The following is a 21,034-nucleotide window of genomic DNA, read 5'->3' on the forward strand; positions in this document are numbered from 1 at the left end:
GCATTCGCGGGCAAGCCCGCTCCCACATTGACCGTGTTCATCCAACGTAGCTTGCGGTGTAAACCCAATCTCTGTGGGAGCGGGCTTGCCCGCGATGGCGTTGGGTCAGTGCCGCATGTGCAATCCGACACACTGCATTCGCGGGCAAGCCCGCTCCCACATTTGGATCACCGACACATTCAAGTCAGCGCAAGGCCCGGCGCAGCACTTTGCCGACGGTGGTCTTGGGCAGCTCGGCAGTGCGGAACTCCACATACCGCGGCACTTTGTACCCCGTCAGGTATTCGCGGCAATGGGCGAGGATCTGCTCCTGCGTGAGGTTCGGGTCCTTGCGCACCACGATGATCTTCACCCTTTCTCCGGTGACGCCATCTTCCACGCCGACCGCCGCCACCTCACCCACGCCCGGGTGCATGGCCACCACGTCTTCGATTTCATTCGGGTACACATTGAAGCCCGATACCAGAATCATGTCTTTCTTGCGGTCCACCAGGCGGATGTAGCCGCGCTCGTCCATCACGCCGATATCACCGGTCGACAGCCAGCCCTCGGCATCCAGCACCTCGGCGGTTTCCTTGGGGCGCTTCCAGTAACCCTGCATCACCTGCGGCCCGCGCACTTGCAGTTCGCCTTGCTCACCGGTGTCGGCCAGTTCACCGTCCTCGCGGATAAAACGCACCCAGGTCGAGGGCAGCGGCACGCCAATGCTGCCGGTGAACTCCATCTCGCGCATGCGGGCGATATTGATCGGGCTGATGCTCACCACCGGCGAGCACTCGGTAAGGCCATAGCCCTCGATGATCGGCAGCCCGGTGACTTCTTTCCAACGCTTGGCCACCGCCGTGTGCGTGGCCATGCCGCCGGCGATCACCAGGCGCAGGGCGGAAAAGTCGCGCGCGCAGAACGCTTTGTTTTCGAGCAAGCCATTAAACAGCGTGTTGACCCCGGCAATGCCGTTGAAGCGCTCCTTGCGCAGGATCATCTGCACGCGTTTCACATCACGCGGGTTGGCGATCAGGATGTTGCGCCCGCCCAGGCACATGAACATCAGACAGTTCACCGTCAGCGAAAAGATGTGGTACAGCGGCAGCAAGGTGACGTTGGTTTCCTGCTGGTCCTGGTCCAGCTGGTCGCCGACCCAGGCCTTGGCCTGCAACAGGTTGGCGATGATATTGCGGTGGCTGAGCATCACACCCTTGGCGTCCCCGGTGGTGCCGCCGGTGTATTGCAAAAAGGCCAGGTCGTCGAGGTTCATGGCCACCGGGAAGTGATTCAGCGCCCGCCCCTGTTTCAGCACCCGATTGAAGCGCACCGCGCCGGGCAGGTTAAAAGCGGGCACCTGCTTTTGCACACGGCGCAGGATGAAATTCATCGCCGCGCCCTTGAAGGTGCCCAGCAAGTCGCCAATGGCCGCCACCACCACGCGCTTGACGCTGCTGCCGGCCACGACCTTTTCCAGGGTGTGGGCGAAGTTTTCGAAAATCACCACGGTTTCGGCGCCGCTGTCCTTGAGCAGATGCTTGAGCTCATGGGAGGTGTACAGCGGGTTGACGTTGACCACCACCGCGCCGGCCAGGATGGTGCCCAACAGGCAGATCGGGTACTGCAAGCAGTTGGGCATCATCAAGGCCACGCGGTCGCCCTTCTTTACGCCCTGACCCTGCAGCCACGCGGCAAACGCGATGCCTTGCACCCGCCAGTCGGCATAGGTCATTTCGGTGCCGATGCTGACGTAGGCGACGCGCTCGCGAAACTTCTCCAGGTGCTCAAGGAACACCTCGCGCAGCGACGGGTACTCCTCGATACCGGCCTCGATGTCCGCCGGCACGCCGGGCAGGTAAGCGTTCAACCAGATCCGTTCGGTACGTTCCAGGCTTACAGCGTTCATGGCAGTCTCCTTGTTGTTGTTTTTATCGCACTACTTTTCGACGATGGCCGTAACACCCAGCCCGCCCGCCGCGCAGATCGAAATCAAGCCGCGCCCGCCACCATTGTCATGGATGGTTTTGGCCAGTGCCGCCAACTGCCGGCCACCGGTCGCGGCGAACGGGTGGCCACAGCCAAGCGAACCACCGTTGACGTTCATTTTGCTGCGGTCGATGGCGCCCAGCGGTGCGTCCAGGCCCAGGCGCTCACGGCAGTAATCGGCGTCTTCCCAGGCCTTGAGCGTGCACAGCACCTGAGCGGCAAACGCTTCGTGGATCTCGAAGAAGTCAAAGTCGGCAAAGCTCAGGCCTTCACGCTTGAGCATGCGTGGAACGGCATAGGCCGGGGCCATCAACAGGCCTTCGGTGCCATCGACAAAATTCACCGCCGCTGTTTCGCCGGTACGCAGGTAGGCCAGCACCGGCAAGCCGTGTTCGGCAGCCCAGGCCTCACTGGCCAACAGCACCACCGAAGCGCCATCGGTCAGCGGCGTGGAGTTGCCCGCCGTGAGCGTACCGTTCTGACGGTCGTAGGCGGGGGATAGCCCGGCGAGTTTCGCAAGGCTGGTGTCAGCCCGCAGGTTGTTGTCGCGCGCAAGGCCGCGATAAGGGCTGATCAGATCGTCGAAAAAACCACGGGCGTAAGCGGCGTCCAGGCGCTGGTGGCTGGTCAGGGTCAACTCATCCTGGGCCAGCCGCTTGATCTGCCAGCGCTTGGCCATTTCTTCACAGTGCTCACCCATCGACAGGCCGGTGCGTGGCTCGCCATTGCGCGGCAGCAACGGCTTGAACAACATCGAGGGGCGCACCTTCAGCAACGCCTTGAGTTTATCGCCCACGCCCTTGGCGCGGTTGGCCGCGAGCAGGGTGTGGCGCAGGGATTCGTTGATGCCGATGGGCGCGTCCGAGGTGGTGTCGCTACCGCCGGCAATGCCGACGTCGATCTGGCCCAGGGCGATTTTATTCGCCACCAGCAACGCCGCTTCAAGGCCCGTGCCGCAGGCTTGTTGCACGTCGTACGCAGGGGTTTCGGGCGACAATGTGGTCGACAGCAGCGACTCGCGCGCCAGGTTGAAATCCCGCGAATGCTTGATCACCGCCCCTGCAGCAAACTCGCCCAGGCGCTGGCCGTGCAGGTTGTAGCGGTCAACCAGGCCTTGCAGGGCGGCAACCAGCAAGTCCTGATTGCTGTCGTGGGCATACACGCTGTTGGAGCGGGCAAACGGGATACGGTTGCCGCCGATAATCGCCACGCGGCGAGTCGGGGCCGGATTGAAGCTGTAGTCACTCATTGACGGTTCTCATTCCAGACAAAAAGCCCACGCATATGCGGTTTATCGCCCGCCGCATTGCGCACTTCGAACTCACGGCGCGGGCCGGTCACGGGGCGATTCCACAGGGTGACCTGGCCGGGCAGGAAGATCGGCAGTTTGAAGTCGCAATGCGCCTGGGCGTGTTCCAGGCCGCCCGGCGGTTGCTGAGCGGCGAGCGCGCGGCCCAGGGTCCACATGCCGTGGGCGATGGCGCGGCGAAAGCCAAAGATCCTGGCGCCGATCACCGAGGTGTGAATCGGGTTGAAGTCCCCCGACACCTTGGCAAAACGCCGGCCCAGGTCGGCCGGCACTGCCCAGCGCTGGCTGCGCAACAGCCCGTCTTCCTGCAACGTCAGCACGTCTTCCCACGGTTCGCCGACCGGGTCTTTCACGTCACGGCGCAGGTACAGGCTGTCGCTCTGCCACACCAGCGCGTCGGCGCCGTAGGCCCGCGTGGCGATAATCAGCGCCTGGCCTTTGGGGTGCGCCACCCAGCGCTCGCAACCTACTTCCAGGCGTAACGCCTGGCCTTCGTGCAAACGCTGGTGCTGATGAATCCGATTGGCCAGGTGCACCATGCCGCTGGCCGGATACGGAAAGCTCGGCCGTGTCAGCAGCATCAGGTGCAACGGGAACGCCAGCACGTGCGGATAGGACAGCGGCACGCCCTGCTCGCGCCGGAAACCACAGGCGTGGCCATACGCGGCGATAGCGCTGGCCGACAGCGCCGCCGCCGAACGCACCAGGCATTCCCTGGGCAGCAACGGCGCACCCTCAAGCTTGGGTTTGCGCAGCGCGCGCACGCCATCGAGCAACAACTGGGTGCGCGACGGTGGCGGGTCGATGATTTGCGTCACGTAGTCCATGGCTCAGGCTCCCAGCAGGCTTTGGCCGCACACGCGTACGACTTGGCCGTTGACCCCGCCGGATGCCGGGTGCGCCAGCCAGGCAATGGTCTCGGCCACATCAATTGGTTGCCCGCCTTGGGACATCGAGTTCATGCGCCGCCCCGCCTCGCGGATCATCAGTGGAATCCTGGCGGTCATCTGTGTCTCGATAAAACCGGGCGCAACGGCGTTGACCGTGACCTGCTGCGCTGCCGCCAACGGTGCCAGGCCGTGCACCAAGCCAATCACACCGGCCTTGGAGGTGGCGTAATTGCTCTGCCCCAGGTTGCCGGCAATGCCGGAGATCGACGACACGCACACAATCCGCCCGCCCGGGTTCAACCCCTGGTGGTGCAGCAACGCATTGCTCAACTGCAACGGTGCTTCCAGGTTGACTGCCAGCACACTGCGCCAGGCCGCCTCGGTCATTTTGGCAATGGTCTTGTCACGGGTGATCCCGGCGTTGTGCACCACCACATCAAAAGCACCGTACTGTTCGACATGTGCCTGCAACAACGCGGCCGAGTCGGCTGCGGTGATGTCCAGCGGCAAGGCCGAACCGTTGACACTGGCGGCGGCCTGCTGCAGCGCTGCATGGGCTTGGGGCACGTCCACACACACCACGTGGGCGCCGTCGCGGGCCAGCACTTGGGCGATGGCCAGACCAATCCCACGCGACGCGCCGGTGACCAATGCGCGGCGCCCAACAAACGGCTTATCCCAGTTGACGGCAACCTCGCCATCCACCGGTTTTTGCAGGCGCACGACCTGCCCGGACACATAGGCCGAACGGCGCGACAGAAAAAACCGCAGGCTGCTGTCCAGGGCGTCTTCGGCGCCCGGCGCGACGTAGATCAATTGCACGGTGATCGCCCGGCGCAGCTCCTTGGCCAGTGAGCGCACCAGGCCTTCGAGGGCGCGTTGGGCGATGGCCTGGGGCAAGTCCCGGCAATGCTCGGGCGCAGTGCCGAGCACCACCACGCGGCCATGCTGACTGAGGCGCTTGGCGTTGGCGTGGAAGAAGACATAGAGCTCGTCGAGCTGCTGCAAATCGAGCACCGCCGTGGCATCGAACACCGCGCCTTGCACCTTGACCGTGGACGGCGCCCGGAGCGTCGCCGGCGTAGCCGCGACGGTGTCGGTGGCGGCAAAAATCTGTTGTACCTGCGTGGATAACCGCCCTGCCCCGGCGACGATGACCGGGTTGACCAGGCCCTGCTGGCCGCTGCGATGGCGCTGCAACGGCAACGGCTGCGGCAGGCCGATGGCCCGGGCGAGGCGCCGGCCCCAGGCGGAGTTGACGAAGGAAAGGTAGCTGTCACTCATAGTAAGCATTCACTCACAACACACACTGGCTTTATAAACCCGATGCCGGTGGGAGCGGGCTTGCCTGGGCTGCAGACGACTCGGTCGTTCACAGGCACCGAGGCGCTGCCATCGCAGGCAAGCCCGCTCCCACCTTGATCGTGTTTCTCCTAGTTGACCGAGGCGTTTTCGCTTTGGGGTGTGCGACGTTTGGCGCTCGGCTCCAAGGCTTGTTTGCGCTGCTGCAACGCCTCGAGCAAACCAAAGTCCTGCGGGAAATCATCGACCTGGATGCCGTGGTCGGCGTATTCCACATAGCGGCCGAGCAAGGTGTCTTCCTCGTCGCTGATCAGGTCCAGCGCCCGCGCCTTGACGCGCCAGCCGCTGAACGCGGTGGCGGAAATCGGCATCGGTTCGATCAGGCCTTGCTTGACGGCCGACTTGAGGCGAGCGTCGATCAGCTCCACCTGCGGCAACAGGCGCAAGCCCAATTCGCCGTAGGCCAGCTTGTCGATTTCCGGGCGCGGGATGTAGGAATTGGCCAACAGGCGGTCGCGGGTTTCACCTGGCGTCTGCACCACCTCGGCGACTTGGGCCAGCAAGCGATCCGACGGTTTGCGCAGGGGAATACCGAACGGAAAACTCAAGCCACGCACCACTGCCGCAGCGGCGTTCGAGGGGTAGTTATCGAGCACTTCGGCCAGCGCTTCATGCGCACGTAACAGCGCATCCTGGGCGGCCCAGTGCACCAGCGGCAGGTCGGCCTGGGGCCGGCCGTCGTCCTCAAAGCGCTTGAGCACGCAGGACAGGATGTACAACTGCGACAGAATATCGCCCAGACGCCCGGTGATACTTTCCTTGCGCTTGAGTGCACCCCCGAGCACACCCATGGACACATCCGAGATCAACGCCAGCACCACCGACAGCCGATTGGCCTGGCGGTAGTAGGACGCCAGCGCAGGCTCGGTCTTGGCCGGTGCAGAAAGCAGCCACCCACCCGTCAGCGCATGCACCCCGGCGCGTACGGCATTGGCGACAACAAAGCTCACATGGCCGAACATCGCGCGGTCGAAGGCTTCCAGTGCCTGGCGCCGGTCCGGGTTACGCGCGGCTTCCATTTCGCGGAATACGTACGGATGGCAGCGAATCAGCCCCTGGCCAAAGATGATCAGGCAGCGGGTCATGATGTTCGCCCCCTCCACGGTGATCGCAATCGGGCTTTGCTGGTAAGCACGGGCCAGGAAATTGTTGGGGCCCATGCAGATGCCTTTGCCGGCGACGATGTCCATGCCGTCGTTGACGATGATCCGCGCGCGCTCGGTGACGTGGTACTTGGCAATGGCCGAGATCACCGAAGGTTTTTCGCCGGCATCCAGCGACGCCACCGAGACCTTGCGCACCGCGTCGCAGGCATACAAATGCCCGGCCATGCGCGCCAGCGGCGCCTGCACGCCTTCGAACTTGCCGATGGGCAGGCCGAACTGCTTGCGCATCGCCGCGTAGGCGCTGGTGCCGCGTACCGCGACTTTGCCCAGGCCGACGTTGGCCGAGGGCAGGGAAATCGCCCGCCCGGCTGCCAGGCATTCCATCAGCATGCGCCAGCCGTTACCGACCTGTTCGCGGCCGCCGATCACCCATTCCAGGGGAATGAACACATCCTTGCCGGTGGTGGGACCGTTCTGGAATACCGCGTTCAGAGGCCAGTGACGACGACCGCTGTTGACGCCTGGGTGAGACGTTGGGATCAACGCGCAGGTGATGCCCAGCGAGCCCGCCTTGCCCAGCAAACCCTCCGGGTCTTCGGCGCGAAACGCCAGGCCCAGCACCGTCGCGATGGGGCCAAGGGTGATGTAGCGCTTGTCCCAGGTCACTTTGAAACCCAGCACTTGCTCGCCCTCGTGCAGGCCTTTGCAGACGACGCCCACGTCCGGAATTGCGCCGGCATCAGAGCCCGCATACGGGCTGGTCAGGGCAAAGCACGGGATGTCTTCGCCCCGCGCCAGGCGCGGCAAGTAGTAATTGCGTTGGGCATCGGTGCCGTAATGCAGCAGCAATTCAGCCGGGCCCAGGGAATTGGGGACCATCACCGAAATCGCCGCCGCCGAGCAGCGTGTCGACAGCTTCATCACCACCTGGGAATGCGCGTAGTGGGAGAAGCCTTTGCCGCCATATTGCTTGGGAATAATCATGCCCAGGAACCCGGCGTCCTTGGTGTACTGCCAGCCTTCGGGGGACATGTCCTGCCAGATCTGGGTGGTTTCCCAGTCGTTGGCGATGTCGCAGAGGGTTTCGACCTCGTTGTCGAGGAAGGCTTGTTCTTCGGCGCTGAGGCTGGCCGGCGCAGCCTTGAGCAGGCGATCCCAGTTGGGTTTGCCGCTGAACAGCTCGGCGTCCCACCACACGGTGCCGGATTCGATGGCGGCGCGTTCGGTTTCGGACATGGCCGGCATGATCGTACGAAACAGACTCAAGGCCTTGCTGGTCAACAGCGTGCGACGCAAGGGTTTGATCGTCAGCAGCAACGCGGGCACCACCACCAGCAGCGCCGCAACGCTGGTGCCCACACCAGCGACCACGTTGAACAGGTAACCAAACGCCAGCCAGATCAAGCCAACGCCCAGCCACAGCGCAGCGGCGGCTTGTCGATACGCCAGGGCAATCGCTGCTGCGACACCCACTAATAACCAGATAACCATGGGGATACCTCTACCTAATCAGGGCATGGGCGATAAGCAGGCCGCTCGAAATGAGCGACGGCGTAAAGCCACACTACAAACTTAAAAAGACAAATTCAAATTTTGTTTTGAAATTTTTATTTAATGCCTTGGCAAAAAAAACCAGGCTGAGCACGTCAGCCTGTTGAATCAGAAAATGCGGTGCTGCACACGTCGCGAGGGCGAACCCCCGCTCTAGAGCCTTTGAACAAGGGCGCCAAGATGCGCTTGCCGCCCTTATCCTCAGTGCTGCGTGACGGACTTAAAAGGCATAGGTTGCCGAAACAGCCACTACGTCACCGGACGATTCGGCCTTACCGTCCAGGCTCGCGGCGCCCAATCGGTCCACGTTCTTGGTCTTGAGATTGACCTCCTGCACGAACTGATGGGAATACGCCAGATCCAGCGTCAAGCCTGGAATCGCCTTGACGTCGTAACCTGCGCCCAGCGACAGGAAGTACCGGTCACCGTCCGGAATCCGCGGGTCGCGTGTAGAGTTGCGGGTCGGCGTCTGGTCGGACGCCACACCGGCACGCAATGTCAGCTCATCGGTCGCTTTGAAATCGCCACCAATGGAGTACATCCAGGAGTCGCGGTAGTTGTAGGGGATGGAAACGATCGTGTTGCCGTCGGACTTGAGGGTCAGGTCCTTGAAGGATGACCATTGGGTCCACACCGCACTCACACCCATGGTCAGGCGGTCATTGAACTGGTGCACCCAGTCCAGGCCCGCCGTTGCCGGGATGTCCAGTTGAGTACTGGCATTGGCGCCGTCGGGCATCAATTTCAGCCCCGGATAGGCCACTTCCGGGATAGTCCCGGTACCGCCGAACGGGCTCGGGGCCGTCATCAGCTGATAGGAGAAGGCGTCGGCGCGAATATTGTACTTGCCCTCCATCTTGTTCTTGATTTTGGCGTGGTAATTGAGGCCGAGGCTGTCTTGCTCGGTGGGTTTCCAGACCACCCCCGTGAACCAACCCACCGACGTATTATCGACTTTGACCCGAATCAGCGACGTACCCAGGCCAGCCGGGAACGGAATGCCGCCCAATTCAGACTTGGAGTTGGCAGCGGCGGCGAGCAAATCGATATTCTGGCTGACGAAGCCTTTACTGTGCTGAACGATCATCCCGGCACCAATGGAAAGGTCATCGCGCACCTTGAACGACAAGGACCCGGTCAACCCTACGGTCTCAATCTTGGTGTCCACTGCAAAGTCACGAAACTTTGAGCCTTCATCCCAGGTGGTGCGCATGCCCTGCGGCACGACTTGGGCCAGACCGAATGAAAACCGATCACCCAGCGGCATCACCATAAACCCGGTGGGGAGCCATGCAGTGAACCCGCCCTGGCCGCCGTCATTGTTATTCAACACGGCCTGCGCGGGGTCGAAAGTACCATCGGGGTTAAACGGTGTATTGGATACCGGGTTGCCCTGGTAGTCATTGGCCTGGCCTTTGTACTTGATCTTGATCCGCGCGTAATCGACGGTCATTTGCGCAACGTTATGGTCAACAAAAGCCATTGCCGCCGGGTTGTTGAACGCCGAACTCGGGTCGTTCTTGAACAAGGAACCCCCGCCGAACGCTCGCCCCCAGCCCGGTGCGCCATACGTCGGCGTGGAAAAACCGCCGGCTTGCACAGGCACGGCTACCATCAGCCCGCCCATCAACGCCAACCCCAGTAAAGCCTGCACCTGTTGTTTTTTATTATTCATGAGGCACTCCTTATTGTTATCACTCTGAGCCGGCCCAGCCGTCTCGTCTTTCTGTTCGTTCGATCAGGGATCGTGTTCACGTTGTGCGCGCCCACGCGCTAAAGCGTTGATGTTTTCAAGGATTAATCGTGAGGGCAGGTGAAGGTTTGAAGTTGAAGGCCGTGACCCTGCAGGTGGCGTTCACCGTGTGTGGGCCGGCAATGCTGAACGTGCCGTCGGCGGCACTCCATTGTGTGGTCAGCACACTTGGCGTCAGGCAGCTGTCATACGGAAACTTTTCGGTAAAGCCAGAAAGCGTTGCGGTGGTGGCATTGGTCGGCACCAGTGTCCACGGCAAGTTCAACGGGCCGGAAATACCACACAGCGCATTACCGGTGAACGTGGCACCGGTGATCGATGCGCTTGAGCCGTCCGCCGCGACTTGGCCACTGAGTGTCATCGTGCATGGAACCGGGGTAAACACCAGCAGCTTTACCGCGGTGGCGATTGAGCCCGAGGCGGTAAATGCAGCACCCGCCGGGGCAAAGGTGGCTGCGCCTGCAGTGGACGAGACAGCGCCCAGGGTGAATAACATCGAACCCAGGAGGGCCGTTTTCTTAAGGCTTTGCATTGTCATGTTCCCCAGACAATAAGTACCGTACCCAACCGGCTCCGCCGGTGGTTTTCCCGCAGCCGGCGCCTCACGCGAGGCACCGGCCTTTCAACGGGTGATCAGCCCTTTACGCAGGTGCGCGCTTACGGGTTAACCGTCAGCGTTGGCGCCACAACACTCAGGGACACCACGGTGCAGTTGCCACTCAGCGATTGATTGCTGGCCGACAGGGTTTTGCTGGCCGCAGTCCACGCCACAGCGATAGGGGTAGGACCGCAGTTGGTGGAAGGCAGCGAGGTGATCTTGTAGCCAACGTTGGTCACGGTACCGGTGGTGCCGGTTGCCGCGGTCAGCACCCAAGGCAGGTTGGTCAGCGTCGGCAAGGCGCAGAGACCGCCGCCGGTCAGCGAAGCACCGTTGATGGACGCCACGCCACCGCTGACGTTGCCGGTAAAGGTGATGCCGCAGGTTACGGCCGCACCGAACGACGAGGGCGACTTCACAACGATGGTGCCGGGGTTGGTCGTGAACGGACCATCCGGGGTGATGGACGCCGCACTGGCCATCGAAGCGGCGCCAAAGCACAGAGCAAAAGAAGTTGCACAAACGAGGGTTTTCAAGCTTTTCATTGTTTTTCCTCACATGTTATGGCGAGTCATTTCGCCAGGGGTAATGGCCATGATCGAGAGGTCACGGTGAAACTGCAGAACTTCCCTTTCCAGCCAAATCTCAATTCAATTACCGCTGCATCTTTTTAATCGGTTTATTCGACCACTTTGAAGGTCGGCGGCATCGTGATCGACACCGTTTTGATCTTGCAGTCTTCGCCAATCGGAACATTGGTGGCTTCCAACTTTCGGGTGGCGTTGTCCCACGTGCCATCGGCCGTAGAAGGCCCGCACTTGCCGCCCAGGCCGAAGGCGTGAACATCGACGCTGATCTTCGACATGGAGCCGCTTTTGGTGTCTTTGGCAACTAACACCCAGGGCAAGTTGATTGCCTCGACGCGGCTGCATTTAAGCCCGCCGTCGAATTCAACTTTATCGACATTCACCGATGAACCATCGGCCGCGACCTTGCCGGCCACCTTGATGGTGCAATCGGCGCTGATCAGCGCACCCTTGGAAAAGCTGATCGGGCCCTGGGCAGTAAAGGCGCTGCCGGCCGGCTCGATGCGTGCGGCCTGGGCCTGGTGGTAAACAATCAGGCCCAGTGCGGCCAGTATGATATGTGCGGTGAACGTGGCAGGGCTGTGCATTATGTACGTCCTTCCCTTGAAGTTATTGTTGTAGGGTCAAACAACTTTCTTGCCATCAAACTGATAAACCTTGGGCGATAAAAACCTGCGCGATACACAGATCCCGAGTTCACCCACGGCTGTTTTACTTCACCTCAAAACGGCTTGGCGCTGTTGCTGTACTTCTCCAGGTACTTCAAACGTTGTGACGGTTGAAGATTGGTCAAGGTGATATCGCCGGCGTAATGATTCAACACGCGATGGTCCATGCGACGTCGCCACAAGTACGGCACATAGGCCCAGACAATCATGCTCGCGTAACCATAAGGAAGTTGCGGCGACTCATCAAAGTGGCGCAATGACTGATAACTACGGGTGGGGTTGGCATGGTGATCGGAATGCCGTTGCAGTTGAAACAAAAAGATATTGGTGACAATACGGTTACTGTTCCACGAGTGCCGCGGCGAGCAACGTTCATAGCGACCGTTGGGCAACTTCTGGCGTTTAAGCCCGTAGTGTTCGACGTAGTTCACCACTTCCAGCAACGAGAACCCGTAGATGCCCTGAATGATCAGGAAGGGAATCACGGCCGCGCCGAGCCAGGCAATCATCGCGCCCCACAACACCACGCTGTACATCCACGCGCCGAGTACGGCGTTCTTCCAGTGCAGTGCCGGCAGGCCGAGTTTGCGCAGACGTTCGCGTTCCAGGTTCCAGGCCGACACCGCGCTGAACCACACCGAGCGCGGCAGGAACGCCCAGAAACTCTCACCCAGACGTGAGCTGGCCGGGTCTTCCGGTGTGGCCACGCGTACGTGATGGCCACGGTTGTGTTCGGTGTAGAAGTGCCCGTAGAAGGTCGGCGCCAGGGTGACCTTGGCCAGGAACACTTCCAGCGGCTTGGGCTTGTGCCCCAGCTCATGCGCGGTGTTGATTGCAATGCCGGTGGCGGCGCCGGTGGACAGCGCCATGCCCAGGTAGGTGAACCAGGTGATCTCACCGTGCAACTCGGTGCGCGCGGTAATAAACGCTGCGGTCTTCGCCAGCCAGCTCGACGGATCAAGGCTTGCAGTGGCATTGAGCAGGCCGCCGTTGATGATCCAGTCGATGCCACCGGCGGCCAGCCAGCCGGTCACTACCACTGAGGTGATCACGAACAGCACGCCGGTGTAGACGATCCAGCGGTAGTAGCTTTGCGATTCAAGGTTGCTGACGGCGGATTCTGGCGGGTTGCTGACGTCTTCGCCGAGCAGGCCGTCGATCAGTGGGATCAAGCCGAAGATCACCAGCACGCCGACCCACCACAATTGCTGTACGCCTGTGGTGATGGCCAGGGCGCCGGAGAGCAATGGGGTCGCCAGGGGCATGATGCCCAGCCACCACAAATGACGTTTGCCGTCGGTCCAGACGGTGGAAGTGACCAGAGTCTGGTTCATGGCAGCCTCCGGACGAGACAGCTTGGAGATGCGATAAAAGGCGTTTTTTTCATTATTTTATTCGCTCTTAGGCACTTCAAAAATTGTTTCAAATTAGACATTGAAATAATTTTTTTAAATAAATAGCGCGGAATCGTTAGGTCGTCAACTAGTTTCTCGAAGGCTTTTTGACGTGACCGGCCAGTCTCTTTTTCAGCCGTTTGGTCAGGTGTCTAAAGCAGGCATCGACGCCGTTGTGCCGCGAGTCGGGTGACACCATTATTTGCTCGCCAAGGCAAATGGGGGGTGCAGCACAGCAGCGCTTTGCGGCGGGCGAACGCGCTTGGCCACCTGCTCCACCAGCGCAGCCACGCGCTCTGTGGCGGTAATTGGCAGCATATGGCCACGCCCCTCCACCACCTGCATCTTCAGCCCGGGCACTTTGCTTGCCAGGGCCTGGCCGTGCTTGTGAAAGTCCAGCACGTTGTCGCGCGCGCCATAGATCAGGCCGATTGGCAGGGTCAGTTGCGGGTAGCGCTTGACCATGTCGGGCAAATGGTCGTTAACCGTATTGATCTCGGTGGAGGCGGCGTAGAAGTTGTCCGGACGCATACCCAGCAGCCCGCCGCCACGCGTGGCGAAGTCTGACGGCGCGGCATCGGGGGCGAACACGCCCTTCACCACCGCGCCTCTGGTCAGCAGGCCGACGGGCACGGTCAGTGTGTGTGACATCCACCGTCGCAACCAGGCCGGGCGCACCGCCAGGGACAGGAACACCGGCGGCAACATACGCTGGGGATGCGTCAGCGGCGCCACCAGGATCAGCCCGGACACCGCGTGGGGATGGTCAAGCGCCAGCGCCAGCGAAATCGCCCCGCCGAGGGAATGCCCCAGCACCAGCGGTTTATCCAGGTCCAGGGTTTTGATGAAGGCCGCGATTTGCCGAGCCTGGGCCGGCAGGTCTGCCGCAGTACCCGTTTGCCGGGTGGAATAGCCCGAACCCGGACGGTCCAGCGTGATCACGCGAAAACGCTCACGCAGCTGGGCGGACAAGGCATAGGTCAGGTTGCGACTGCTGCCCATCAGCCCGTGAATCATCACCAGCGGCGGGCCTGCGCCTTCCTCGACATAATGAAAGCGCTCGCCATCGACCTCGACGAAGCGCCCGTTGATCGGAACAGTGGCTTCTATACGCCGCGTCATCCAGGCACTGAAGCCCCACAACAGCGCACTCGCCACTCCTAACACGCCCGCAGCGACAACCCATTCAACAGCCATAGCTCGGTCCTCTGCTTCCCTGCCGCTGGCGACCTGACCGGTATTGATCAAGGCCTCAGCCATCGTCCACACCCTGGACCTAAACTTCATGCATACCGTGCTCGTCCGTCGGACAAGTCGCACATGCGGAACAAGGTCCTAGCGTAGGCGAAATTTTCAGGTAGATTATTTAAAATCTTTTTTAAAATAATTAATTCAATTTTTCTTTGCAATGGTGTTCTATCTAAAAGACACAACAAAAACAGGAGCACATCGATGCCCACGAGGGACAAGCCATGAATGCCCACAGCGATTCAATCGACATCGCCATCATCGGTTCCGGTTTTGCCGGCCTGTGCATGGCGATCAAACTCAAGGAAGCCGGGATCACCGACTTCTTTATCGCCGAACAGGCCGAGACGCTCGGCGGCACCTGGCGCGACAACCATTACCCAGGCTGCGCCTGCGATGTGCAGTCGCATGTGTACTCGTTTTCGTTTGCGCCCAACCCCAACTGGACGCGGCAGTTCGCACCGCAGGCGGAGATCCGCGCCTACCTTGAACACTGCGCGCAGCGTTTCAAGCTGACGCCCTACCTGCGCTTCGGCATGGGCCTTGAACGTGCGGTGTTCGATGAACAGCAGCAACGCTGGCAACTGAGCTTCAGCGATGGCCGCCAGGTCAGCGCGCGGGTGCTGGTGTCGGGCATGGGCGGGTTGTCGCGCCCGGCGTTGCCGGATATCGCGGGGCTGGACAGCTTCAAGGGCAAGCGCTTCCATTCCCAGCAGTGGGACCACGAATATTCATTGAAGGGCAAGCGCGTGGCGGTGATCGGCACCGGCGCCAGTGCCATCCAGTTCGTCCCGCAGATCGCGCCGCAGGTGGCGCATCTGGACCTGTTCCAGCGCACGCCGCCGTGGATCATGCCCAAGCCCGACCGCGAAATTTCCCGCGTCGAGCGCTGGGCCTTCAAGCACCTGCCCTTCACCCAACGCCTGGTACGCGGCGCCTTCTACTGGGCGCTGGAAGGCCGCGTGGTGGGGTTTGCCCTGCACCCGCGGTTGATGAAAATGGTGCAGAAAATCGCCCTGCGCCACTTGCGCAAACAAGTGGCGCGCCCTTCCCTGCGCAAGACCCTCACCCCGGACTACACCATCGGCTGTAAGCGCGTGCTGATCTCCAATGACTACTACCCGGCGCTGTCGCGCAGCAATGTCGAGGTGGTCAGCGACACGGTGCTGCGCATCGAAGCGGACGGCGTGATCACGGCCGATGGCATCAAGCACCCGGCCGATTGCCTGATCTTCGGCACCGGTTTCCAGGCCACCGACCCGCTGCCCCGCGATTGCATCATCGGTCGCGATGGCATCGACCTGATGGACGCCTGGCACGACGGCGCCCACGCGTACAAGGGCACCACCGTGCCGGGTTATCCAAACCTGTTTTTGATCGTTGGGCCGAACACCGGCCTTGGGCATAACTCGATGATTCTGATGATCGAGGCCCAGGTCACCTACATCCTGGATGCCATTACGCAAATGCAGCGCCAGCGCATCGCCACGGTCGAGGTCAAACCCACCGTGGAGCTGGCCTATAACCAGCAGCTGCAAGCCCGGCTCAAGCGCACCATCTGGAACACCGGCGGCTGCCAGAGCTGGTACCTCGACCCGCGCACCGGCAAAAACACCACGTTGTGGCCCGGTTCAACCTGGCGGTTCAAACGTGACACGCGGCACTTCGCGCTCAAGGACTACGTCGCCGAGCCGTTGCCCGCCTCGACACCCCGCCCGGTTTCGGCGCCCCACTCCACCGCAGAAGGCAGCCTGTCATGAAGTCATTCAACGGCCGCGTGGCGGCAATCACTGGCGCGGCGTCCGGCATGGGTCGCGCATTGGCCCTGGCGCTGGCACGCGAAGGCTGCCACCTGGCGCTCGCGGACAAGAACAGCCAGGGCTTGGAACAGACCTTGGCGCTGATCAAGACCTCGACGCTGTCCCCGGTGACGATCACCACCCACGTGCTGGATGTGTCCGATCGCCAGGCCATGCACGACTGGGCCGCCCGCTGCGTGGCCGACCACGGCCAGGTCAACCTGATTTTCAACAATGCCGGCGTGGCGCTGTCGAGCACCGTCGAAGGCGTGGACTACGCAGACCTGGAGTGGATCATCGGCATCAACTTCTGGGGCGTGGTGCACGGCACCAAGGCATTTTTGCCGCACCTCAAGGCCAGCGGCGACGGACACGTGGTCAACACCTCCAGCGTGTTCGGCCTGTTTGCCCAGCCCGGCATGAGCGGCTACAACGCAAGCAAGTTTGCGGTGCGCGGCTTTACCGAATCGCTGCGCCAGGAACTCGATCTGCAACGCTGCGGGGTGTCCGCCACCTGTGTACACCCCGGGGGAATCCGTACGGATATCTGCCGCAGCAGCCGCATCGACGCGAACATGACCGGTTTTCTGATCCACAACGAGCAACAGGCCCGCGCCGACTTCGAAAAGCTCTTCATCACCGACGCCGACCAGGCCGCCAAGGTCATCCTGCAGGGCGTGCGCCACAACAAACGCCGCGTGCTGATCGGCCGCGACGCGTATTTCCTCGACCTCCTCGCCCGTTGCCTGCCCGCCGCTTATCAAGCTCTGGTGGTGTTTGCCAGCAAGCGCATGGCGCCCAAACAGCGCACGCAGGTGTTTGAAACCAACGACGAACCTCGTCTCTGAACAGGAGTACCCACGATGCTGCCCATCCGTCGCGATATCCGTTTTGCGTTGCCTGCCGAGCGCATCAAGAACTGGCACGAACAAGGCCCGTTCATCACGCACTTCTTCAACGCACTGTCGCTGTTGTTTCCCCAGGGCGAACTGTTTTTCATGGACAGCGTGCGCCACTACCGCCAGCGCATCGACGATCCGGAGTTGAAAAAGGAAATCCAGGGGTTCATCGGCCAGGAAGCCATGCACAGCCGCGAGCACGTGGCCTATAACGACCTGATGCAAGCTGCCGGCCTACCGGCGCACACCCTGGACCGGCGCCTCAAATTCATCCTCGACCTGCAAAAGAAATACCTGCCACCGTCGTTCAACCTGGCGGTGACCATCGCCCTCGAGCACTACACGGCAATGCTCGCGGAAATCCTGCTGAGCGACCCCACGCGCTTTGGCGAGTCACTCAAGGGCTACCAGCAAATGTGGTACTGGCACGCCCTCGAAGAAACCGAACACAAGGCCGTGGCGTTCGATGTGTGGAACACCGTGATCAAGCCCGGGCCCGGGCGCTACCTGCTGCGCACCGGCACCATGCTGACCACCACGGTGTTGTTCTGGCTGGTGGTGATGGATTTCCACCTGCGCCTGCTGATTGCCGACCGCAAAGCGGGTGGGCACGTGAAGGGCTTCTGGCGCATGCTCAAGTTTCTCTACGGGCCCAAGGGCGTGTTCCCGCGCATGCTGCGGCCATGGCTGCACTACTTCAAACCGAGTTTTCACCCCTGGGACCACGACAACCGCGCGCGGCTGGCGCAAATCGACAAGCTGGTCGAAGAAATCGAGCAGACGCAGCGTGAATTCGCCGCCACGCCAGCTTAATCCCGAGTGGCCGCACGCTCGCGCACAAAGCGCTCCAGCTGATCGCCGGGCAGCGCCTTGCTGAAATACCAGCCCTGAACAAACAGCTCAGTGCCGGTATTGAGGAAGGCCAATTGCTCGGCGGTCTCTACGCCTTCGACCACCACCCCCAGGTTCAGCGCCTCGCAAAAACGCAGCATGCCGGTCAGCACACGGGCGCCTTGGGGGTCGTGCTGAGCCACCACAAAGCTGCGGTCGATTTTGATGAAGTCCACCGGAAACTGGTGCAGATAGCTCAACGCGGAAAACCCGGTGCCGAAGTCGTCGATATAGACCTTGGCGCCAATCGCCTGCAATTTCTGGATCGTCTGGCGTGTGGCCGGGACATCGCGCACCAACGCATCTTCGGTGATCTCCACCGACACTTGCCCATGGGCCTGGGCAAGAATGCCCACCAGGCGCTCGCCATAGGCCGCATTCGTCAGGGTGGTACTGGAGATATTGATGGTCATCGGCAGGGCAAAGCCGATTTTCTTCCAATGCTGGTACTGGCGCACGGCCTGGGAGGCCACCCAGACATCCACGTCCGGCATCAACCGCGCCTGCGCCAGCCACTGCAGAAACTCCCATGGTGAGTGCACTGTGCCCTGGCTGTCGCGGGCGCGCATCAGTGCTTCGCAGCCGGTGCACAACCCGGTGCGCGTCGAGACCTGAGGCTGGAATTCGAGGTAGAACTCATAGTCGCTGATCTGCTGGATACGGCTCAGCTCGACGGCCTGGCGCGCCAGCACCTTGTGGGATGCCAGCACCGGGTCCAGTTCCAGCAGCCGGCCCTTCTCCTCCAGGCCGCGAAAGGTCATGTCCAGCGACTTGAGGTACACGGTGCTGCCGCCACTGGACTGGCGATGAATGGCGCGCACATAAGGCGCATACACCAGCGTGCCGATGCCCAGTAGCGCCACTTGCAGCACCACGGCCGCCAGGTCGCCGTGGGTACTGAGGTAGGCGTTGAGCAGCACCGGTGCAGTAAACGGCACGCTGGCCACCGCCGGTGACACCCAGCCCAGGTGTACCGCCGTCAGCGCCAGCATGGCATTGAACGCCGGCACCAGTAAAAACGGAATGAACAAGCGCGGATTGAGAATGATCGGCAAGCCGAACAGCAGCACCTCGCTGACATTGAATAACGACAACGGCAGACTGGCCATAGCCAGCAGACGCATGGACTGGCTCCTGGAAAACAGCAGGATCGCCAGCAACAGGCACAGTGCACCGCCCGACCCACCGATAAACGCGAAACACCCCAGCAGGCCGCTGTTGAGCGCGTATTTGATCGGCTCACCCGCCGCCAGCGCGGCGCCATTGAGCAGCACCGCCTGGTCCAGCACATCGAACAGCGGCTGCAGGGCATACGCGCCGTGAATGCCAAAAAACCACAGCAGAGAATTCATCAGGGTCACAAACAAACCGCTGCCGTAGGGCGATTGCAGCGCATCGAGCACCTGCGGCCCTTGCAGCTGCGCCACGGAAGGTATCTGCAACAGCAACGACAACATCGCCACCAGCGACAGCGCAGTGATAGTCCCCGGCACCACCATGTTGATGGTGCCCCGCAGGTTATGGCCCACCAGGTCTTCGTTGACCAGACGCGTCCAGCGAAAGCGATGCAGCCAGGCCACCGCCGGTACATTCAGCAACGGCGAGGCGATGGCGATAAACAGTACAAACGTCGCCGACGCCCGCGGGTAATCGCGCAAGACGAACGTGGCGACCACCACATGCGCCAGGCACAGGAACGCTACCGGCAATTGCGGCAGGCGATACTGGATCGCCAGCATGTAACCAATGGAGGCTGCCACCAACAGCGGGATCACCGAGCTGATCTGGTTATGCAGCCCAGACAAAAAGGCCACCACCTGCGGATCAAACCCCAGCGCCTTGGCGCACTCGGAAAGAATCAGGAAACCGGCCGACACCAGCAAACACGGCAAAATCCACAACAGGCCTTCACGGATGGCCCGTAACGATTCCGTGCTGGCCAAGGCCGCAAGGCGCTGGGTGAGGAAAAGTTTGAACAGCGTTTGCGCCATGACCCGTCCCCCTGCCCATCGCCCTCTGCCCGTGGTCGGCAGCCTCGAAATCCCCTGCAACGCTACACGGCCAGAGACCGGGAGCGAAAGGCTTTTGCCGTGACACGCGCAATTATTCAGAATTAATTTAAACCCCTGATCCTTGTTGGTCAGGGTGAGTTAGCCCATCCTTTGCAGCTTAATTCTCGAACGGACTCCAGCCCAGGCCTTGCTCCCCGTGCTTTATACGCCATCAAGGTGCCTGCCGATGCTACCAATCCTGCCGCTGACCTTTGTATTACCGGGTTTTTCAAGCGCCGCCGTCTACGCCAGCGTTACAGATTTTCCTGACGCCCAGGCCAGCGGTCCTGCTCGCCTCAAATGGATGGTCGGCGCCCCGCCGCCGCCGGACCGCACCGTGCGTTTTGACGATGGCAGCTATTTTCGCTTCCCCGCCATGCGCTGGAGCGTGGCGAACTGGAGCCGGCTGGGCAGTGAACAGGGCGCCTATTTCAGCGTGGACTCCATCGGCACACCGTTTGCCGGTGGCGGCTTGAACGCCGGGCTGCGGGACATGGCCCGTTTCGGTGAAATGCTGCGCAATGGCGGCCGCTTCAATGGCCAGCAGATCGTGCCTGAAAGCGTGGTCAAGGATATTCGCCAGGGCGGCGATAAAGAGGCTTTTGCCAAGGCAGGCTATAGTCAACTCAAGGGATGGAGTTATCGTGCCATGTGGTGGGTCACTCACAACCCCGATGGCGCCTATATGGCCCGCGGCGTCCACGGCCAGAGTATCTACATCGACCCCGCGGCCGAGATGGTGATTGTGCGCTTTGCCTCCCATCCGGTTGCGGCCAATGCCGCGAACGACGGTGTCACCTTGCCGGCCTATGCGGCCCTGGCACGCTACCTGCTCGAAAACCCGAGCACCTGAGCACCATCCATCATCGGGCAACATGATCTGCGCCAAGTCATGAGCCCCCCTCAAAATGTACTATCGGCGTGTTTTGGCTCCCGTAGGAAAAGGAGCCCGACATCAAG

Annotated in this window: 16 protein-coding genes; 4 read left to right on the forward strand and 12 right to left on the reverse strand. The window is 61.5% G+C overall.

Annotated features, from left to right (window positions below; all coding sequences use genetic code 11):
- Positions 1–184: 184 nt before the first annotated feature.
- The 11 genes from FPT15_RS21390 to FPT15_RS21440 all read right to left on the reverse strand — a co-directional run bounded on the left by FPT15_RS21390 (position 185) and on the right by FPT15_RS21440 (position 14,383).
- Positions 185–1,888 (reverse strand): AMP-binding protein, encoded by a 1,704-nt coding sequence (locus FPT15_RS21390; RefSeq protein ID WP_145164408.1) that lies wholly within the window; start codon positions 1,886–1,888, stop codon positions 185–187.
- Between the two features lie 30 nt (positions 1,889–1,918).
- Positions 1,919–3,217 carry an acetyl-CoA C-acetyltransferase gene (locus FPT15_RS21395; RefSeq protein WP_145164410.1) on the reverse strand — a complete coding sequence of 433 codons (1,299 nt, stop codon included), beginning with the start codon at positions 3,215–3,217 and terminating at the stop codon, positions 1,919–1,921.
- The gene (locus FPT15_RS21400; protein ID WP_145164412.1) at positions 3,214–4,104 is read right to left on the reverse strand and encodes a MaoC/PaaZ C-terminal domain-containing protein; all 891 of its coding nucleotides are present in this window, start codon (positions 4,102–4,104) and stop codon (positions 3,214–3,216) included. The genes FPT15_RS21395 and FPT15_RS21400 overlap by 4 nt, the downstream gene beginning before the upstream one ends.
- A gap of 3 nt (positions 4,105–4,107) precedes the next feature.
- Positions 4,108–5,451, reverse strand: a complete 1,344-nt coding sequence (locus tag FPT15_RS21405; protein ID WP_145164414.1) for a 3-oxoacyl-ACP reductase — start codon at positions 5,449–5,451, stop codon at positions 4,108–4,110.
- 149 nt (positions 5,452–5,600) lie between these two features.
- Positions 5,601–8,126 (reverse strand): acyl-CoA dehydrogenase, encoded by a 2,526-nt coding sequence (locus FPT15_RS21410; RefSeq protein ID WP_145164416.1) that lies wholly within the window; start codon positions 8,124–8,126, stop codon positions 5,601–5,603.
- Positions 8,127–8,406: 280 nt separating this feature from the next.
- Positions 8,407–9,861, reverse strand: a complete 1,455-nt coding sequence (locus FPT15_RS21415; protein ID WP_145164418.1) for an outer membrane protein transport protein — start codon at positions 9,859–9,861, stop codon at positions 8,407–8,409.
- Between the two features lie 115 nt (positions 9,862–9,976).
- On the reverse strand, positions 9,977–10,471 hold the full coding sequence (locus FPT15_RS21420) for a hypothetical protein (protein WP_145164420.1): 495 nt from the start codon (positions 10,469–10,471) through the stop codon (positions 9,977–9,979).
- A gap of 125 nt (positions 10,472–10,596) precedes the next feature.
- Complete coding sequence (gene praB, locus FPT15_RS21425) at positions 10,597–11,082, reverse strand: alkane oxidation protein activator PraB (RefSeq protein ID WP_145164422.1); 486 nt, start codon at positions 11,080–11,082, stop codon at positions 10,597–10,599.
- Between the two features lie 134 nt (positions 11,083–11,216).
- On the reverse strand, positions 11,217–11,711 hold the full coding sequence (praA, locus tag FPT15_RS21430; protein ID WP_145164424.1) for an alkane oxidation protein activator PraA: 495 nt from the start codon (positions 11,709–11,711) through the stop codon (positions 11,217–11,219).
- Positions 11,712–11,845: 134 nt separating this feature from the next.
- Positions 11,846–13,126 carry an alkane 1-monooxygenase gene (locus tag FPT15_RS21435; RefSeq protein WP_145164426.1) on the reverse strand — a complete coding sequence of 427 codons (1,281 nt, stop codon included), beginning with the start codon at positions 13,124–13,126 and terminating at the stop codon, positions 11,846–11,848.
- 258 nt (positions 13,127–13,384) lie between these two features.
- Positions 13,385–14,383: an alpha/beta fold hydrolase gene (locus FPT15_RS21440; RefSeq protein WP_145164428.1), complete on the reverse strand. Its 999-nt coding sequence runs from the start codon at positions 14,381–14,383 to the stop codon at positions 13,385–13,387.
- 275 nt (positions 14,384–14,658) lie between these two features.
- Between FPT15_RS21440 and FPT15_RS21445 the strand changes: the two genes are divergently transcribed.
- From FPT15_RS21445 to FPT15_RS21455, 3 genes are read left to right on the forward strand one after another with little or no spacing between them, the layout of a single operon-like run.
- Positions 14,659–16,194 (forward strand): NAD(P)/FAD-dependent oxidoreductase, encoded by a 1,536-nt coding sequence (locus FPT15_RS21445; protein WP_145164430.1) that lies wholly within the window; start codon positions 14,659–14,661, stop codon positions 16,192–16,194.
- Positions 16,191–17,081: an SDR family oxidoreductase gene (locus tag FPT15_RS21450; RefSeq protein WP_145164432.1), complete on the forward strand. Its 891-nt coding sequence runs from the start codon at positions 16,191–16,193 to the stop codon at positions 17,079–17,081. Before FPT15_RS21445 ends, FPT15_RS21450 begins: the two co-directional genes overlap by 4 nt.
- Positions 17,082–17,096: 15 nt before the next feature.
- Positions 17,097–17,945 (forward strand): metal-dependent hydrolase, encoded by an 849-nt coding sequence (locus tag FPT15_RS21455; RefSeq protein ID WP_145164434.1) that lies wholly within the window; start codon positions 17,097–17,099, stop codon positions 17,943–17,945.
- Here the strand turns inward: FPT15_RS21455 and FPT15_RS21460 are convergent.
- Positions 17,942–20,014: a PTS sugar transporter subunit IIC/EAL domain-containing protein gene (locus FPT15_RS21460; RefSeq protein ID WP_145164435.1), complete on the reverse strand. Its 2,073-nt coding sequence runs from the start codon at positions 20,012–20,014 to the stop codon at positions 17,942–17,944. The genes FPT15_RS21455 and FPT15_RS21460 overlap by 4 nt on opposite strands.
- A gap of 247 nt (positions 20,015–20,261) precedes the next feature.
- On the opposite strand from FPT15_RS21460, the gene FPT15_RS21465 reads away from it, so the two are divergent.
- Positions 20,262–20,927, forward strand: coding sequence for a serine hydrolase (locus FPT15_RS21465; protein WP_145164437.1), 666 nt, complete (start codon positions 20,262–20,264; stop codon positions 20,925–20,927).
- Positions 20,928–21,034 lie beyond the last annotated feature (107 nt).

Source organism: Pseudomonas sp. RGB (genome assembly GCF_007713445.1).
Taxonomy (GTDB): Bacteria; Pseudomonadota; Gammaproteobacteria; order Pseudomonadales; family Pseudomonadaceae; genus Aquipseudomonas.